Source organism: Arthrobacter sp. Rue61a (assembly GCF_000294695.2).
Taxonomy (GTDB): Bacteria; Actinomycetota; Actinomycetes; order Actinomycetales; family Micrococcaceae; genus Arthrobacter; species Arthrobacter aurescens_A.
Genome location: NC_018531.1, coordinates 2,793,634 through 2,810,151, shown reverse-complemented (window position 1 = coordinate 2,810,151; position 16,518 = coordinate 2,793,634). Strand labels below are relative to the sequence as shown.

At 61.9% G+C, this 16,518-nt stretch carries 13 protein-coding genes and 2 tRNA genes; 10 read left to right on the top strand and 5 right to left on the bottom strand.

Annotated elements, in window-relative coordinates; translation table 11 throughout:
- Window positions 1–13 precede the first annotated feature (13 nt).
- The gene (pepN, locus tag ARUE_RS12735; RefSeq protein WP_051025086.1) at window positions 14–2,614 is read right to left on the bottom strand and encodes an aminopeptidase N; all 2,601 of its coding nucleotides are present in this window, start codon (window positions 2,612–2,614) and stop codon (window positions 14–16) included.
- 93 nt (window positions 2,615–2,707) lie between these two features.
- Here pepN and ARUE_RS12730 point away from each other — a divergent pair, with 93 nt between their 5' ends.
- The 3 genes from ARUE_RS12730 (at window position 2,708) to ARUE_RS12720 (ending at window position 5,163) form a co-directional block, all read left to right on the top strand.
- Complete coding sequence (locus ARUE_RS12730) at window positions 2,708–3,712, top strand: hypothetical protein (protein ID WP_043470368.1); 1,005 nt, start codon at window positions 2,708–2,710, stop codon at window positions 3,710–3,712.
- An 81-nt stretch (window positions 3,713–3,793) separates the two neighbouring features.
- The gene (locus tag ARUE_RS12725) at window positions 3,794–4,276 is read left to right on the top strand and encodes a ribose-5-phosphate isomerase (protein WP_011775062.1); all 483 of its coding nucleotides are present in this window, start codon (window positions 3,794–3,796) and stop codon (window positions 4,274–4,276) included.
- The gene (locus ARUE_RS12720) at window positions 4,276–5,163 is read left to right on the top strand and encodes an Fpg/Nei family DNA glycosylase (RefSeq protein WP_014922042.1); all 888 of its coding nucleotides are present in this window, start codon (window positions 4,276–4,278) and stop codon (window positions 5,161–5,163) included. Before ARUE_RS12725 ends, ARUE_RS12720 begins: the two co-directional genes overlap by 1 nt.
- Window positions 5,164–5,227: 64 nt before the next feature.
- On the opposite strand, the gene ARUE_RS12715 is transcribed toward ARUE_RS12720, so the two are convergent.
- Window positions 5,228–5,301, bottom strand: a tRNA-Gly gene (locus tag ARUE_RS12715).
- 128 nt (window positions 5,302–5,429) lie between these two features.
- Between ARUE_RS12715 and ARUE_RS12710 the strand changes: the two genes are divergently transcribed.
- The 6 genes from ARUE_RS12710 (at window position 5,430) to ARUE_RS12685 (ending at window position 10,695) form a co-directional block, all read left to right on the top strand.
- Window positions 5,430–5,504, top strand: a tRNA-Pro gene (locus tag ARUE_RS12710).
- Between the two features lie 69 nt (window positions 5,505–5,573).
- Entirely contained in the window at window positions 5,574–6,956 is a 1,383-nt protein-coding gene (tig, locus tag ARUE_RS12705) for a trigger factor (protein ID WP_011775060.1), read from the top strand.
- 219 nt (window positions 6,957–7,175) lie between these two features.
- Window positions 7,176–7,787 (top strand): ATP-dependent Clp protease proteolytic subunit, encoded by a 612-nt coding sequence (locus ARUE_RS12700; RefSeq protein WP_014922040.1) that lies wholly within the window; start codon window positions 7,176–7,178, stop codon window positions 7,785–7,787.
- 39 nt (window positions 7,788–7,826) lie between these two features.
- Entirely contained in the window at window positions 7,827–8,486 is a 660-nt protein-coding gene (locus ARUE_RS12695; RefSeq protein WP_011775058.1) for an ATP-dependent Clp protease proteolytic subunit, read from the top strand.
- 182 nt (window positions 8,487–8,668) lie between these two features.
- The gene (gene clpX / locus ARUE_RS12690; RefSeq protein WP_026005788.1) at window positions 8,669–9,958 is read left to right on the top strand and encodes an ATP-dependent Clp protease ATP-binding subunit ClpX; all 1,290 of its coding nucleotides are present in this window, start codon (window positions 8,669–8,671) and stop codon (window positions 9,956–9,958) included.
- Window positions 9,959–10,050: 92 nt separating this feature from the next.
- Window positions 10,051–10,695 (top strand): mycothiol-dependent nitroreductase Rv2466c family protein, encoded by a 645-nt coding sequence (locus ARUE_RS12685; RefSeq protein WP_014922039.1) that lies wholly within the window; start codon window positions 10,051–10,053, stop codon window positions 10,693–10,695.
- Between the two features lie 10 nt (window positions 10,696–10,705).
- Here the strand turns inward: ARUE_RS12685 and ARUE_RS12680 are convergent, their stop codons facing one another.
- Window positions 10,706–11,581, bottom strand: a complete 876-nt coding sequence (locus ARUE_RS12680; protein ID WP_043470365.1) for an Fpg/Nei family DNA glycosylase — start codon at window positions 11,579–11,581, stop codon at window positions 10,706–10,708.
- 342 nt (window positions 11,582–11,923) lie between these two features.
- Window positions 11,924–14,545, bottom strand: coding sequence for a valine--tRNA ligase (valS, locus tag ARUE_RS12675; RefSeq protein ID WP_014922038.1), 2,622 nt, complete (start codon window positions 14,543–14,545; stop codon window positions 11,924–11,926).
- 72 nt (window positions 14,546–14,617) lie between these two features.
- On the opposite strand from valS, the gene ARUE_RS12670 reads away from it, so the two are divergent.
- Window positions 14,618–15,409, top strand: a complete 792-nt coding sequence (locus ARUE_RS12670; protein ID WP_011775053.1) for an SDR family oxidoreductase — start codon at window positions 14,618–14,620, stop codon at window positions 15,407–15,409.
- A gap of 6 nt (window positions 15,410–15,415) precedes the next feature.
- Here the strand turns inward: ARUE_RS12670 and ARUE_RS12665 are convergent, their stop codons facing one another.
- Window positions 15,416–16,450, bottom strand: a complete 1,035-nt coding sequence (locus tag ARUE_RS12665; protein ID WP_014922037.1) for an endonuclease/exonuclease/phosphatase family protein — start codon at window positions 16,448–16,450, stop codon at window positions 15,416–15,418.
- Between the last annotated feature and the right edge of the window lie 68 nt (window positions 16,451–16,518).

The following is a 16,518-nucleotide window of genomic DNA, read 5'->3' as shown; positions in this document are numbered from 1 at the left end:
GGAACCGCAGGGCTTAGACGTCCGCTGCCCGTGCACGCAGGGCACGGGCCACGCCGTCGCGGTTTTCCAGCATCATGCGGCGCAGAGCTGCACTCTCCTCCGGGAGTCCTGCCAGGAACTCGTCGGTACGGTCTACCGTGGCCTGCGTAGTGAGCTGTGCAGGGTAAAGACCCACCACGATCTGCTGGGCCAAGGCGTGTGTTCGTTCCTCGACGATTCCGGGCACTGCTTCGAAATACTTCTCCGCGAAAGGCTCCAACAAGGCAGTGTCCGCCACACGCATGAAGCCGGCCACAGCTGAGGCTTGCAAGGCGTTGGAGAGGTCTCCCTTGACCACGATGGAATCCCAAGCTGCTGCCTTGGCCTCCGGGGTGGGGATGGCCGCTGTGGCTAGGGCTGCGGCGTTCTGGCCGTTGGAGGTGTTGTCGCGGGCGAGTTCTTCGTCGATCCGCGCCTGATCCTGCCGTCCGCCGGCGACGAGGGCCGTGAGGAGTTCCCAGCGCATGTCCTGGTCAATAGTGAGGCCTTGGAGGGTCTCCATACCCTCCAAGAGGGCCTGGATACGGTCAAACTGTCCGGCGCTGCGTGCCAGCTGAGCGAATGACTTGGCGAACTGCAGCTGGGCATCCGATCCCGCCGCAGCGGACGAAGCGAGCTCCCACAGTGTGTCTGCGGCCGCGATCGTCGAGGCAAGCTTGTGCTCGGCTGCCACGTAATACGTCAACGTGGTGGCGAGTTGGCGCAGCTGGACCAGGATCACCGAGGAGTCCGTTTCCGAGGCGATGTTCGCCAGGATCAGTTCCACGTAGCCGCGGGCAGGGGTTTCGCCGTCGCGGGCAGCGTCCCAGGCCGAACCCCAGACCAAGGTGCGGGGCAGGCTGGCGGCGAAGTCCTTCAGGTGGGCCTTGGCGGTGGCGAGGGAGTGCTCGTCGAGGCGGACCTTAGCGTAGGCGAGGTCGTCATCGTTCAACAGGATCAGGTCCGGCCGGGAGAGTCCGGCAAGGGCGGGGACTTCGGTGCGGGGCCCGTCGACGTCGAGTTCCTCGCGGTGGGTGCGCTCCAGCTTGCCTTCCCCGGAGAGCGTGTAGAAGCCGACAGCGAGGCGGTGCGGGCGGAGAGTGGGCTGTTCGTCGATTGCGGTTTGCAGGATCGCGAAATCGGTGATGTTCCCATCGGCGTCGACGGTCAGCTCCGGGGCGAGGGTGTTCACTCCGGCGGTTTCAAGCCACAGCTTGCCCCAGGCGTCCAGGTCGCGGCCACTGGCGGCTTCGAGCTCAACCATGAGATCCGCGAGCTCGGTGTTCTTCCACGCGTGCTTGGCGAAGTATGTGCGGACACCGGCCATGAACTGTTCCGGGCCCACCCACGCCACCAATTGCCGCAGTACGGAAGCGCCTTTGGCATAGGTGATGCCGTCGAAGTTAACCTCGACGTCTTCAAGGTTGTTGATCTCGGCGAAGATCGGGTGCGTGGTGGGCAGCTGGTCCTGCTTGTAGGCCCAGGACTTTTCCACGGAGGCGAACGTTGTCCAGGCCCGGTCGAATTCCGTGTTCTCAACAGCGGCCAAGTGAGACATGTATTCAGCAAAGGACTCGTTGAGCCAGAGGTCGTTCCACCAGCGCATGGTCACCAGGTCCCCGAACCACATGTGCGCCAGTTCGTGCAGGACGGTGATGGCACGGCGCTCAATCTGAGCGCCTGTGACCTTTCCGCGGAAGACATAGCCTTCCAGGATGGTCACTGCACCGGCATTTTCCATGGCTCCGGCGTTGAACTCCGGCACGAAGAGCTGGTCGTATTTCTCGAAGGGGTACGGGAAGCCGAACTGTGCCTCGAAGAACTCGAAGCCTTGGCGGGTCAGCTCGAAGATGTTGTCCGCATCGAGGTACTGCATGAGGGACTTACGGGCAAATACTCCCAACGGGATCACCCGGCCGTCGGAGCTGGTGACCTCGGCGCGAACTGATTGGTAAGGTCCGGCGATCAAAGCCGTGACGTAGGAGGACAGGCGCGGGGTGGGCGTGAATTCCCATACGGAGCGGGCGCCGCCGTCCTCACCGGGCGCGGTTTCGGACGGAACCGGAGTGGGCGAGTTGGAGATAACGTCCCAGTGCGACGGCGCAGTGACCGTGAACGTGAAGCTTGCTTTCAGGTCGGGCTGCTCAAAGACGGCGAACATGCGCCGGGAGTCCGGAACTTCGAACTGCGTGTAGAGGTAAACCTCACCGTCAACAGGGTCAACGAAGCGGTGGAGGCCCTCGCCGGTGTTCATGTAGGGAGCATCGGCCACCACCACGAGTTCGTTGTCCGCGGCCAGGTCCGGGAGCTGGATTCGGACGCCGTCAGAGACTTCGGCGGGGTCCAGGTCGGTGCCGTTCAACGTAACGCTGTGGACCGCTGCCGTGATGGCGTCGATGAACGTTGACGATCCCGGTGCCGCGGAGAACTTTACGACGGTGGTGGAGCCGAAGGTCTCTGCTCCCTGGGTCAGGTCCAAGGTGACGTTGTACGACTCGACGTTGAGCAGTTCGGCGCGGTTAGCGGCTTCTTCGCGCGTGAGATTCAGGCCTGGCAAGTGGTGCCTCCGGAGATTTTGGGATGGCCGGTCCGTCATGGCCGGTCGCTGGTGTGAAGCCATTCTTTCACTCCAGGCCGGGAAGGCAAGGAGTGAGCACCACAGTGTCGCCCCACGGAGTAGCGTTGGATTATGGCATCGTTCCGGGACACTCTCGATTTCCGCGCACTGAGGTTTGCGGTTGCCTTTCCGCTGCTGCTTGCCATCGGGTTCGTGGTGTGCGCCCAGATGCTGCGCAACGATCTCCCCAACCCGGTAGCCGTGATGTGGAACGCCGACGGCGGGACGTCCTTCGCGCCTTTCGGTGCCTATGTAACCGGCGGCGCCGGCCTCATCATTTTCTGCGGTTGGGCGGTCTTCCTTCAAGCTGTTTCGATTTCCCGGCCGGTGGTGATGCGGCGCGTCATGATGGGCGTGGGCCTCATGGTGAGCCTGTTCATCACCACGGTGTTGGCGGCCGGCCTGGTGGGCCAATCCGGGCTGGCGGATGCCCGAGAGTCCCACGTTGACCCGATCGTGCTGGCCATGGGCAGTGGTGCCGCCGTGGCCTTGGGTGTCGTCATGATGTTCGCTTTCAAACCGGACCCGCGATGGACACGGGAAGATGATGTCGCCCTCCAAGAAGAGCTGCGCCTTCTGGAAGACCCCGATCTTGCCCGCGACACCCTCCGCTTGTGGGTGCATGCCCGGAGCTCTGTGTTCGTCATGATCATCGTGTCGGCGCTGTTCCCCGCTGCGCTGATAGCGGTGGCGGTCCCATGGCTCGGTGCCTTGGTGGCAGTGGCAGCGCTGATTGGTGCAGGGTTCCTGTTCGCGCGGGTGCGGGCGGACAGGGGAGGGCTGCAGGTGTTCGCCGGCGGGATAGTGCGCGTCCTGACGGTACCCGCCGTCGACATCGCTGCGGCAGCCCCGGCTGACGTAAAGGCCGCAGATTATGGCGGGTGGGGGTGGCGGCATCACGACGACGCAACCGCAATGCTGGTCAGCAGCGGCCCGGCCGTCGTCGTAAGGAAACTTAACGGAGGCCGGGTGGCACTCAGTGCAGGGACCCACGCTTCCGCGGACAAACTCGCCGGGGTTCTCAACAGGGCCGCGCACCGGGCCCACGGCGACGGACCGGCCCAACAACCCGGGTAGCGGTACCCTAGGTAGCGCATCCCTTATCGCCGCGCCCCGGCCATATGCCGTACCCGGCGCGCCAGAAAGAATGGACTTCCTGTGACAACACCCCGCGTCCACATTGCCACCGACCACGCCGGCATGGAACTCAGTGCCCACCTGGTCAGCCACCTCACGGCCAAAGGCTACGAAGTGGTGGATCACGGGCCCAAGGAGTACGACGCCCTGGACGACTACCCCTCGTTCTGCATCAATGCCGGCCTTGCGGTGGTGGCGGACCAGAAAGCCGGTGTGCACGCTCTCGGCATCGTGCTGGGCGGCTCAGGCAACGGGGAACAAATTGCTGCCAACAAGGTCAACGGCGTCCGCGCTGCGCTGGCTTGGAACCTCTCCACAGCTAAGTTGGCCCGCGAGCACAATGACGCCAACGTCGTAGCTGTTGGCGGACGCCAGCACACCGTTGAAGAAGCCACTGAGCTCATTGAAGCCTTCCTGCAGGAACCGTTCAGCAACGACGAACGCCACGTTCGCCGAATCGGAAAAATCGCAGTGTACGAAACCACCGGCGAGATCGTCGAGTAGTGCCCGAGGGGCATTCGGTCCATAGGCTGGCCCGCCAATTCCAGGATGTTTTTGGCGGCCGGCCGTTGGACGTTTCCAGCCCGCAAGGCAGGTTCGCTGCCGGCGCGGAGCTACTCACCGGGCACATCATGGTGGACGCTGCTGCCCATGGAAAGCAGCTCTTTCTCAGGTTCGACCACCAGCTATTCCTTCATGTCCATCTGGGCCTCTACGGTGCATGGAGCTTTGGCGGTGACAGCTCCTTTACGGGTGCGTCCAGCATCGGGGCTCCGCGTCGTATCGGCGAACGGGAAAGCGGCTCAGCTGCCGACGACGGCAAGTACTCAGGGCCGCCCGCGCCGGTAGGCGCCGTCCGTGTCCGCTTGGTCTCAGACCATGGCTGGGCTGATCTCCGTGGTGCCACGACGTGCGCGGCGATCACCTCTGCCGAGGCCGCGGCCGTGCTGGACCGGTTGGGGCCCGATCCGCTACACAACCGCCCGGGGGACCGGGATGAGTTCATTCGACGCCTGCGTCGACGCAAAACGGCCGTAGCACTGCTGATGATGGACCAGTCGGTACTGGCCGGTGTCGGCAACATCTATCGGGCCGAGGTGCTGTTCCGGCAAGCGGTCGATCCGTGGACGCCGGGGAGCAGCATCGATGTGGAAACCGCTGGCCGCCTCTGGGACGACACCGTGGACACCATGTCCGACGGCGTCCGTGACGGACGGATTGTTACGACGCCATCCACTCTGTGGACCGGCGGCGGTGCTGCAGCGCCCGACGCCGATGCCCACTTTGTGTATAAGCGTGACGGCATGCCCTGCCGGGCCTGCGGAACGCTGGTGGGGATGACGGAAATCGGTGCACGCAAGCTGTACTGGTGTCCCGGCTGCCAAATATAGGCTTTTTCCGAACGTTGCGATGAAGCAAGAAGGGCCCCGATCCATGGATCGGGGCCCTTCTTCGTGGAGGGGACGACGGGAATCGAACCCGCGTAATCAGTTTGGAAGACTGAGGCTTTACCATTAAGCTACGTCCCCAGGACGGATATCCTTGTTCAGGACATCTTCCCGGTGGCTGTTGAAGCCGGGTACAACTAAACCTAATTCCGGCGGCAGTGTCAAATGTGCATTCTTGGCTTACTTCCCCGTAGACTGTCCTGTGCATTCGGGGTGTAGCTCAGCTTGGCTAGAGCGCCTGCTTTGGGAGCAGGAAGTCGCAGGTTCAAATCCTGTCACCCCGACTCTGTGTTTGTGTCCGCTTCAGGGACACGACAGAACCCCATACCCACAAATTCAGGAGTACTTAGACTGTGAAGAGCGCTGTCGAGAACCTCACCGCAACGCGGGTCAAGCTCAACGTTGAGGTTCCCTTTGAGGAACTGAAGCCGAGCATCGATGCCGCGTACAAGACCGTTGCTTCGCAGATCCAGGTTCCCGGATTCCGCAAGGGCAAAGTTCCCTCCAAGCTGATCGACCAGCGCGTTGGCCGTGGCTACGTTCTGGAGACCGCCATCAACGATGGCCTCAACGGCTGGTACCAGGCTGCAGTTCAGGAAACCGGCGTACGCCCCCTGAGCCGTCCCGAGGTTGAAATCACCGAGGTTCCGGACCCGTCCGCAACCGATGGCGAGCTCAAGTTCCAGGTTGAGATCGATGTCCGCCCTGAGATCGAGCTGCCCGACTACGCCGGCATCAAGGTTGAGGTTGCCGCTGCTGAGTCCTCCGAAGCTGACGTGGACAAGTCCCTGGACGAACTGCGCGGCCGTTTCGGCACGCTGAAGTCCGTTGAACGTCCTGCCAAGAACGATGACTTCCTGACCATCGACATCACCGCCACCATCGATGGCGAAGACATCGATTCCGCTGCCGGCCTTTCTTACCAGGTCGGCGCCGGCACCATGCTCGAAGGCCTCGACGAAGCCGTGACCGGCCTCTCTGCCGACGAAGAAGCAATCTTCGAGACCACACTGGTTGGCGGCGACCATGCCGGCGAATCCGCGCAGGTGAAGGTTGTTGTCAAGGCTGTCAAGGAGCGCGAGCTCCCCGAAGCGAACGACGACTTTGCTCAGCTCGCCTCCGAGTTCGACACCCTTGCCGAACTCCGTGAGGATCTCGCCAAGCAGGCTGCCGACTCCAAGGTCGTCGAGCAGGGCGTTGAAGCTCGCGACAAGGTTCTTGACAAGCTCGTTGAGCTGGTTGAGGTTCCGGTTCCGGACTCCGTGGTTGAAGAGCAGATCGAAGCTCACTTCAACCCGGAGAACGCACACGGCGAAGGTGACCACGACACCGAGGAGCACCGCGCCGAGGTCAAGGCCAACACCGAGCGCGCCTTCCAGAACGAGATCATCCTCGACGCCATTGCGGACAAGGAAGAAGTAGACGTCAGCCAGAACGAGCTGATCGACTACATCGTCACCACCGCAAGCCAGTACGGCATGGACCCCAACCAGTTCGCACAGATCATTGATCAGAGCGGCCAGGTTCCCATGATGGTTTCCGAGGTTCGCCGCCGCAAGGCCCTGGCCGTTGTGCTGGGTCAGGCAGAGGTAGTCGACTCCGAGGGCAACAAGGTTGACCTCACCGACTTCGTCCGCCCCGCAGGCGAAGCAGCAGCCGAAGAGGCTGCAGCTGGTGAAGCGAACGAAGAAGCTGACGTTGTCGCAAGCGACGACCCCGCAGCAGTGAAGTTCTAGTTCACGACTTCAACCGGCCCCGGATCTCTGATCCGGGGCCGGTTTGCTTTAAGGCTGAACTTCGACGTTGAACGCAGACGTGCGCCGTCAGCGAACAGTGCGATTTCGGCGAACAAATCGCCCGTGAAAACGGTTAGTGTCCAAGTAGTGAAGTTCAGTGAGGTCACTGGCACCAGCGAGAGGTAAGTACTTATGTCACAGCAATCAGAGGCTCCCCGGATGGCAACTGTCGATCCCGCAGCCCAGGACAACTACATCTACAACCGCCTGCTGAAAGAGCGCATCATCTGGCTCGGCTCTGAAGTCCGTGACGAGAACGCCAACGCCATCTGCTCGCAGCTCCTCCTCCTCTCGGCCGAGGACCCGGAGAAGGACATCTACCTGTACATCAACTCCCCGGGTGGTTCCGTGACGGCCGGCATGGCTATCTACGACACCATGCAGTTCATCCCGAACGATGTGGTCACCGTGGCAACCGGTCTTGCAGCGTCCATGGGTCAGTTCCTCCTTTCCTCCGGAACCAAGGGAAAGCGTTACGCCACACCCAACGCCCGCATCCTGATGCACCAGCCCTCGGGCGGCATCGGCGGCACGGCCTCGGACATCAAGATCCAGGCGGAACTCATCCTGCACATGAAGAAGGTCATGGCTGAGCTCACTGCGGAGCAGACCGGGCAGTCCGTGGAAACCATCCTCAAGGACAACGACCGCGACAAGTGGTTCACGGCCACTGAAGCCCTGGAATACGGCTTCTTCGACAAGATCTCGGCGCACGCCGGTTCTGTTGCAGGCGGCGGCGGAACGGCCAACCAGTCGAACTCCGAAAACTAACCGGCACAAAGAACCACTGAAACCCCAGGAGTAAAGAACATGAACTACAACTTCGGATGGTCTGCCGGTAATCTCCCGTCCAGCCGTTACGTCCTGCCCCAGTTCGAGGAGCGCACGCCCTACGGCTTCAAGCGCCAGGACCCGTACACCAAGCTGTTCGAGGACCGCATCATCTTCCTTGGCGTCCAGGTTGACGACGCGTCCGCTGACGACATCATGGCCCAGCTGCTGGTCTTGGAATCGACTGACCCGGACCGGGACATCACCCTGTACATCAACTCTCCGGGTGGCTCATTCACTGCAATGACGGCCATCTACGACACCATGCAGTACATCCGTCCGGAGATCCAGACGGTGTGCCTGGGGCAGGCGGCCAGCGCGGCTGCCGTGCTGCTCGCCGCTGGTACGCCCGGCAAGCGTCTGGCCCTGCCGAACGCCCGCGTGCTGATCCACCAGCCGGCTCTCTCGGGTGGCCAAGGCGGCCAGGCTTCGGACCTCGAGATCCAGGCCGCAGAAGTCATGCGCATGCGCACCTGGCTTGAGGACACGTTGGCGCACCACTCGGGCCGTACGTCCGAGCAGGTCAACAACGACATCGAGCGAGACAAGATCCTGACCGCTGCGGACGCCCTGAGCTACGGTCTTATCGACCAGGTTCTGGACTCCCGTAAGATCAAGCCCCAGGCAATCGCCCGGTAGCGCACGGATTACGACGCCGGTGCGGTTCACGAAATATGGACCGCACCGGCGTTCTGTTTCCACCCAAGCAGCCCATTGTGACCTAGAGTGGATGTTGTCACGGTGGTGCCAACCGCGGCGTGGCCGCACACTTGAGTACGGCGCGGAGCCGCATTACCCGCATGCAACGAAGGGATTCCCACATGGCTCGGATTGGCGAGAGCACGGATCTGCTGAAGTGTTCGTTCTGCGGAAAGAGCCAGAAGCAGGTACGCAAGCTGATTGCCGGGCCCGGTGTCTACATCTGCGATGAGTGCATCGAGCTTTGCAACGAGATCATCGAAGAGGAACTTGCTGAAGTTTCCGATCTCGGTAGCTTCGAACTGCCCAAGCCGCGTGAGATCTTCGACTTCCTGCAGGAATACGTCATCGGCCAGGAGCCCGCCAAACGCTCGCTGGCAGTAGCGGTCTATAACCACTACAAGCGCATTCAGGCCGGCCATGCCCCAAAGGCCGGAAGCCTCGGCGAAGGCTCCCACCACGAGGACGTGGAGATCGCTAAATCAAACATCCTCCTGATCGGCCCAACAGGCTGCGGTAAGACCTACCTGGCCCAGACACTGGCCCGTCGCCTCAACGTGCCGTTCGCCGTTGCTGATGCCACTGCGTTGACGGAAGCCGGCTACGTTGGCGAGGACGTAGAGAACATCCTGCTCAAGCTCATCCAGGCTGCTGACTACGACGTCAAGAAGGCCGAGCAAGGCATCATCTACATCGACGAAATCGACAAGATCTCCCGGAAGAGCGAGAACCCGTCGATCACCCGAGACGTATCCGGCGAAGGTGTACAGCAGGCTCTCCTGAAGATTCTTGAGGGCACTGTGGCTTCCGTTCCCCCTCAGGGCGGCAGGAAGCATCCGCATCAGGAGTTCATCCAGATCGACACCACCAACGTCCTCTTCATTGTGGCCGGTGCCTTTGCCGGGCTGGAAGACATCATTGGTTCGCGATCCGGGCGCAAGGGCATCGGATTCGGTGCACCGCTCAACGAGGCCCGGGACAACGTGGATACCTATGGCGAAGTTATGCCGGAAGATCTGCTCAAGTTCGGCCTCATTCCGGAATTCATTGGGCGTCTGCCTGTAATCACCACCGTGTCCAGCCTGGACCGGCCGGCACTGATCCAAATTCTCTCCACGCCAAAGAACGCCCTGGTGAAGCAATACCAGAAGATGTTCCAGTTGGACGGCGTGGAGCTGCAATTCGATGACGACGCCTTGGATGCCATAGCGGACCAGGCGCTTGAGCGTGGCACAGGTGCTCGTGGCCTCCGGGCCATCATGGAAGACGTGCTGCTGCCTGTCATGTTCGATCTTCCCAGCAGGGACGACATCGCAACCGTGGTGATCACGGCAGACGTGGTCGCCAAGAAGGCTCAGCCCACCATGATCGCCCACGACGTCGTCGCGAAGCGCCGGAATAAGTCGGCTTAACCTCCTGTTGGCCTAAACGAGACGTGGTTCCCAGGATGTAGTTCTCAAGGGGCCGACGTCGTGCCATTACACACCCCTCAGAGGAGTTCCCTGTGCCCGAACAGACTGCGCCAGAACAGCTTGCGTCCGAAGAGAACGTCAACAAGGCTGACTTCTGGTTCGACCCCGTATGCCCCTTCGCGTGGATCACGTCCCGCTGGATCGGTGAGGTGGAGCAGGTGCGCGGCATCGAGACCGAATGGCACGTCATGAGCCTTTCAGTACTCAATGAGGGCCGCGACCTCCCCGAAAATTACCGGGCCATGATGGACGACAGCTGGGGTCCCGTTCGGGTCATCATTGCCGCCCAGGAGCTCCACGGCAGCAGCTACGTCAAGCCCTTGTATGACGCCATGGGGGAGCAGATCCACCACGAGGGTAACAAGGACCGCGCTTCGGTGATCCAGAAGGCCCTCGCCGAAACAGGACTTCCCGCTGACTTGGCACGCTTCGCGGACTCCGATGAATACGATGCCCAATTGCGCGCAAGCCACGAGGAAGGCATCTCATTGGTGGGCCAGGATGTTGGAACTCCCGTGGTAGCCGTTAACGGCACGGCGTTCTTCGGTCCTGTCCTTACCCGGATTCCCCGGGGTGAAGAAGCAGGAAAGCTCTGGGACGCCACGGTGACTTTGGCTGCTTACCCCCACTTCTTCGAGCTGAAGCGCAGCCGAACTGAAAGCCCTGAATTCAACTAGCGGTTAGCTTCTACTTCAGGAACCTTGAGGTTCTTCGGTCGGCGAGGATCTTCCCGTTGGTCTGGCATGTAGGGCAATACTGAAGTGAGGTGTCCGCAAAGGACACCTCACGGACGGTATCTCCACACACCGGACAAGGCTGGCCGGTCCTGGCATGCACCCGGAAATTGCTGCGCTTGGTGTCCTTAAGCTCGCTGGACGGCTTGCCGGCTGCCGCGTTGACGGCACCCACCAGAACCTCCTGCATGGCCGCATATAGCCTGGCCACCGTCGCCTGGTCCAAAGACTTGGCGGTGGCAAAGGGGGAAATCCTGGCGGCGTGGAGAATCTCGTCGCTGTAAGCGTTGCCGATGCCAGCGATCACGCTCTGGCTGCGCAGCAGGCCCTTGATCTGCTGTGAGCTCGATCCGAGGATTCCTGCCAGCGCGTCCAGGTCAAAATCGGGGCTGAGGGGCTCCGGTCCCAGCGTGGCTATTCCCGGAACGTCCTGAGGATCCTTCACTACGTAGATGGCGAGGCTTTTCTTGGTTCCCGCTTCCGTCAGATCCACGCCGATATGGGCGTCGTCGGCAGGCCGGTGGAGCAGGAGCCGTGCTGAGATGTTGCTCTTGCCCATGCGCAAACCGGCTGAGGACGGGTGTTCGGTATACCTGACCCACCCGGCCTTGGCCAGATGGAACACGAAGAACAGGCCGTCAGCGTCGATGCACACGAATTTTCCGATGCGCTTGGCACCAAGAATGGTCCGGCCTTCAAGGGCTGTGTAGGGGGGATCCGCCGTCTTGAGTGCAGAGAAGGAGTTGATTCGGACCTCGGTCAGCACAGCTCCGTGGAGTTGGGTGTCCAAGTACATGCACAGGCCGTGCACTTCGGGGAGTTCCGGCATGGTCAATACTCTGCCACAGGATGCTCTTCCACCGCAGGAGAACTACAGGTTTGTAGTTCTTTCAAAGCCCTTGTGCATCGTCCTCGGCGGGACAACAATAGTTCTTACCCACTTCGAAAGAAGAGGGACACGGAAACCAAAGATTCAGTGATTGCAACCAACGCAGCCTTTGGCAAAGTTGGAAGCAACTTACCAGTGATGAGGTAGGAAGACCTGAAATTCCAAGGATTCCGCCAGACTGTCAAGACATCACCAGACAGCCGAAAAGTCGAAGCCCCACCAACGGCAAAACGCTGATGGGGCTTCCCCTTTGCCCAAAATCCCTGACTGGGAGGACTCTGGCTACGACGCGGGCTGCTCCTCGGCAGGTGCCAGGACAACATCGCTGACCGTCAGTTCGCCTTCGCCGGACTGAAGAGTGATCTCCTGCGCGTTCGCGGCTGCCTTCAAGTCACCCAGGCCGGCCTTCAACTGGGCTACCAGCACTTCCGAAGCAGTAATGGATGCCGAGAGCACCTCGGTACGCTGCTTCACCTTGGCCTCGGACTTTGCCTTGCGGATGCCGCTGAGTGCTACGCCCACGGTGCCGAGCATGGTGGTGTCACCATCGGTGATCTCCAAGGCTGCCGGCCACTCAGCACGGTGAACTGATCCGGTGCGCCACCAGCCCCAGACCTCTTCGGTGGCGAAGGGCAGGAACGGTGCGAACAGGCGCAGGAGGGAGTCCAGCGTTGTCGCCAGCGCGGCAAGTACGGATGCCTGCTCGGCTTCGCCGGCGGCACCGTAGGCACGGTCCTTGATGAGCTCCACGTAGTCGTCCGTGAACTGCCAGAAGAACGACTCAGTGATCTGGAGTGCGCGGGCGTAGTCGTAGTTCTCGAAGGCCTTGGTGGATTGGGCCACGACGTCGGAAAGCTGCGCCAACAGTGCACGGTCCAAAGGATTGGTGAGCACCGAAAGGTCGGAGGTCACCACTGAGTTCTCGGTGGCGCCGAGGTTCAGCACGAACTTCGAAGCGTTCAGCAATTTAATGGCGAGGCGGCGGCCGATCTTCATCTGGGCGATCTCGTAGGCCGTGTCTGCACCGAGCTTTGCTGACGCTGCCCAGTAGCGCACGGCGTCCGAACCGTACTCGTTCAAAACATCCGTGGGCACAACAACGTTGCCCTTGGATTTGGACATTTTCTTCCGGTCCGGGTCAAGGATCCAGCCGGAGATGGCCGCGTGCTTCCACGGAGCGTTCTTCTGCAGGGCATCCGCGCGGACGGCGGAGGAGAAGAGCCAGGTGCGGATGATGTCGTGTCCCTGCGGACGGAGGTCGAAGGGGTAGACCTTGGAGAACAGGTCCTCGTCACGGCTCCAGCCGCCCACAATCTGCGGGGTCAGGGAGGACGTAGCCCAGGTGTCAAGTACATCGGCGTCACCTGTGAAGCCATTGGCCTGGTCACGCTGGGATTCCTCGAAACCGGGCGCAGCGTCCGCGGCAGGATCTACGGGAAGCATCTCGTCCGAAGGCAGGATGGGGTTGTCGTAGTCCGGGTTGCCCTGGGCGTCCAGCGGGTACCAGACGGGGATGGGCACGCCGAAGAAGCGCTGGCGGGATACGAGCCAGTCACCGTTCAGGCCGGCGATCCAGTTCTCGTAACGTGAACGCATGAAGGCCGGGTGGAAGGTAATTTCCTGGCCACGGCCGATCAGGCGTTCGCGGCGTTCCTCATCGCGGCCACCATTACGGATGTACCACTGACGGGAGGTAACAACCTCAAGGGGCTTGTCACCCTTCTCGAAGAAGTTCACCGGGTGGGTGATCTTCTTGGGTTCGCCGTCCAGCAGGTCCGCTGCTTTGAGCAGTTCAACCACTGCTTCCTTGGCGGAGAAAGCGGTCTTGCCGGCGATCGCAGCGTAGGCTTCCTTGCCGGCGTCGGTGGTGATCCATTCAGGGGTGTCTGCAATGATGCGGCCATCGCGGCCCATGATGGCGCGCGTGGGCAGCTGCAGCTCGCGCCACCAGGTGACGTCGGTCAGGTCACCGAAGGTACAGACCATGGCGATGCCGGAGCCCTTGTCCGCTTTGGCGAGGGGGTGCGCTTTGACCTCGAGCTCGACGTCGAACAGGGGCGACTTCACGGTTTTGCCGAAGAGCGGCTGGTACCGCTCGTCGTCGGGGTTTGCCACCAGGGCCGCGCAGGCAGCCAGAAGTTCGGGGCGGGTGGTCTCGATGAAGATCTTGTCGCCGTCTTCGGTGAAGAAGGGGTAGCGGTAGTAGGCGCCGGCAACTTCCCGGTCCTCTAGCTCGGCCTGGGCAACGGCGGTGCGGAACGTTACATCCCAGAGTGTGGGTGCTTCGGCCATGTAGGCGTCACCGGCCGAGAGGTTCGCGAGGAAGGCGCGCTGGGACACCGCACGCGAAGTGTCGTCAATGGTGCGGTAAGTGAGGTCCCAGTCCACCGACAGACCAAGGGTCTGGAACAGGTTCTCGAAGACCTTTTCGTCCTCAACGGCGAGTTCTTCACACAGTTCGATGAAGTTCTGGCGCGAAACGACGTCGAAATCGCGCTGGTTCTTGGCCGGTTGTGCCGGTGGCGTGTAGTCGGCCTTGTAGGGGATGGCGGGATCGCAACGCACACCGTAGTAGTTCTGGACGCGGCGCTCGGTGGGCAGTCCATTGTCGTCCCAGCCCATGGGGTAGAAGACGTTCTTGCCGGTCATGCGCATGTAGCGGGCCTGGACGTCAGTCTGGGTGAAGGAGAACATGTGGCCCACGTGGAGCGAGCCGGATGCCGTGGGCGGGGGAGTGTCGATCGAGTAGACCTGCTCCCGGGTGGTGTCCGGGTTGAACTTGTAGGTTCCTTCACTCAGCCAGCGCTGCGTCAGGGCAGCCTCAAGGCCCTCCAGGGCCGGCTTGTCGGGAACGTTGATGGGGGCGGTGGCGGGCGTGTCTGTACCCTGCGTTGATTCAGCCATGGATCAATTGTTTCATGGCCTGGCGTTACAGCCCGCCCGTTGGAGGAGCTGCGCCCCGGATAAGGTAGTGCCATGACTTTGGCAGCGCACAACACGCCTTCCGGACAGAATGCAGGAAACAACAAGACGGCAGTCGTCACCGGTGCAAGCACTGGGATCGGCGAGGCCACAGTGAAGGCGCTGGTTTCCGCCGGATGGAAGGTCTTCGCCGTTGCTCGCCGGGCGGACAGGCTCGGCGCCTTGGGCGCCGAAACCGGTGCGGTGCCGTTCCCGGCTGACATCACGCTCGACGACGACGTCTCGGCCTTGCTCGCGGCCGTCACCAAGGCCGGAGGTGCTGACACCCTCATCAACATCGCCGGCGGTGCACGGGGTGCGGACACCATCGCCAACGCTGACACGGAAGATTGGGATTGGATGTACCAGGTCAACGTCCTGGGCACCATGAAGATCACCCGGGCCTTCCTGCCGATGCTGCGGGAAAACGGCGAAGGAACTGTTCTTAACCTCACCTCTACAGCCGGACTGTCCGCCTACGAGGGCGGCGCAGGCTACAACGCTGCCAAGTTCGCCCAGCACGCCATGACCAACGCGCTTCGCCTCGAAGAGGTGGGCAACAATGTCCGGGTCATTGAGGTTGCCCCGGGGCTGGTGCAGACAGAGGAGTTCGCGCTCAACCGGCTCGGCGACAAAGACGCCGCGGCCAAGGTCTACGCCGGGGTGGAGAAGCCGCTGACCGCAGAGGACGTGGCCGGCGTGGTGGCGTACTCCGTTTCGCTGCCTCATCACATCAACCTTGACCAGATTGTTGTCCGCCCTGTGGCCCAGGCAGCCAACCACAAGCTGATTCGCAAAGAGGGCTAAGGCCCGTCAGCCGGCCGGGACTGCGAGCGTGGCCATGATCGCCGCATGGTCCGAACCGGGTACCCGGTGGACGGCATAGCCGCTGCTGCTGATGCGGGATGAGGTGACCATATGGTCGATCACGATGCCCGGAAGCGGGGGTCCCTCCATGGGCCACGTGGGAGAGAACCGTGCACCGGAGGCCGTCCCGACGTCCACGAGCTTGGTGCCTTGCGGGCCATCAGCGAGCAACGCCCGTAACTCGGAGTGATCATAGGTGGAGTTGTAGTCACCCATCAGCAGGTGATTCCCCGGGCTTGACGCCTGGCGGGCGATCTTGACGAGGTCGCTCCGCCACTGGTCAATCCGCTCATCCACCGGCGGGAGGGCGTGAACGTTGGTGAGGTTCAGCGTGGCCTTGGACCCGGAACCCGGGTCCGAGACGAATACGCGGGTGACATCATTCCGGAAGGGCGTATCAGGCAGGAGCCCGTTGGGCTCGAGCGGGAACACCGAATATACGGCGCCACCGGAGGCATCGTCATGTGGTTCGCTGACCCGGTTCGGCAGCATCCGATCCAAGCCCTCGTATTCCAGGCGATCCTCCAGTCCCTGCGTATGTTCCTGAATGGCCAGGAGCTGGACGCCGTTGTCCCGGACCAACTTCACGATTGCCGCGGCGTCGGCCTCCCCGTACTCAGAGTTGAGGCTCATCACCTTCAGCGCCACGGTTGGTGTACCGGCAGGCAGTGCCTCCGGCTTTCCGGCGTCAATCGGAAACAGCCAGAACAACTGGACAGCCAACAGGGCCGACGTCGCGATGATGACCCAACGCCGCCGCCCCACCACAGCCAGCATCAAGGCAAACGCAGTAGGAAGCACCATCCACGGGGTGAAGGACAACAACTGCACCACCACCAAGGGCCATTCCGCAGGGATCGCCCGGAACATGGACACCCCGGCCACGGGCAGCACCGCAAGCAACGCCAATACCGAACACACAACTGAAGCACTGCGCGGCGCACGGCGGGTTTCCATCATGGAAGGTGCGGGGTGTGTCATGGGCTCGAGTCTATGCACCGCCACGTGCGACGGACTCCACCCAAAGGATGAACCGCAAGTAGAGCCGG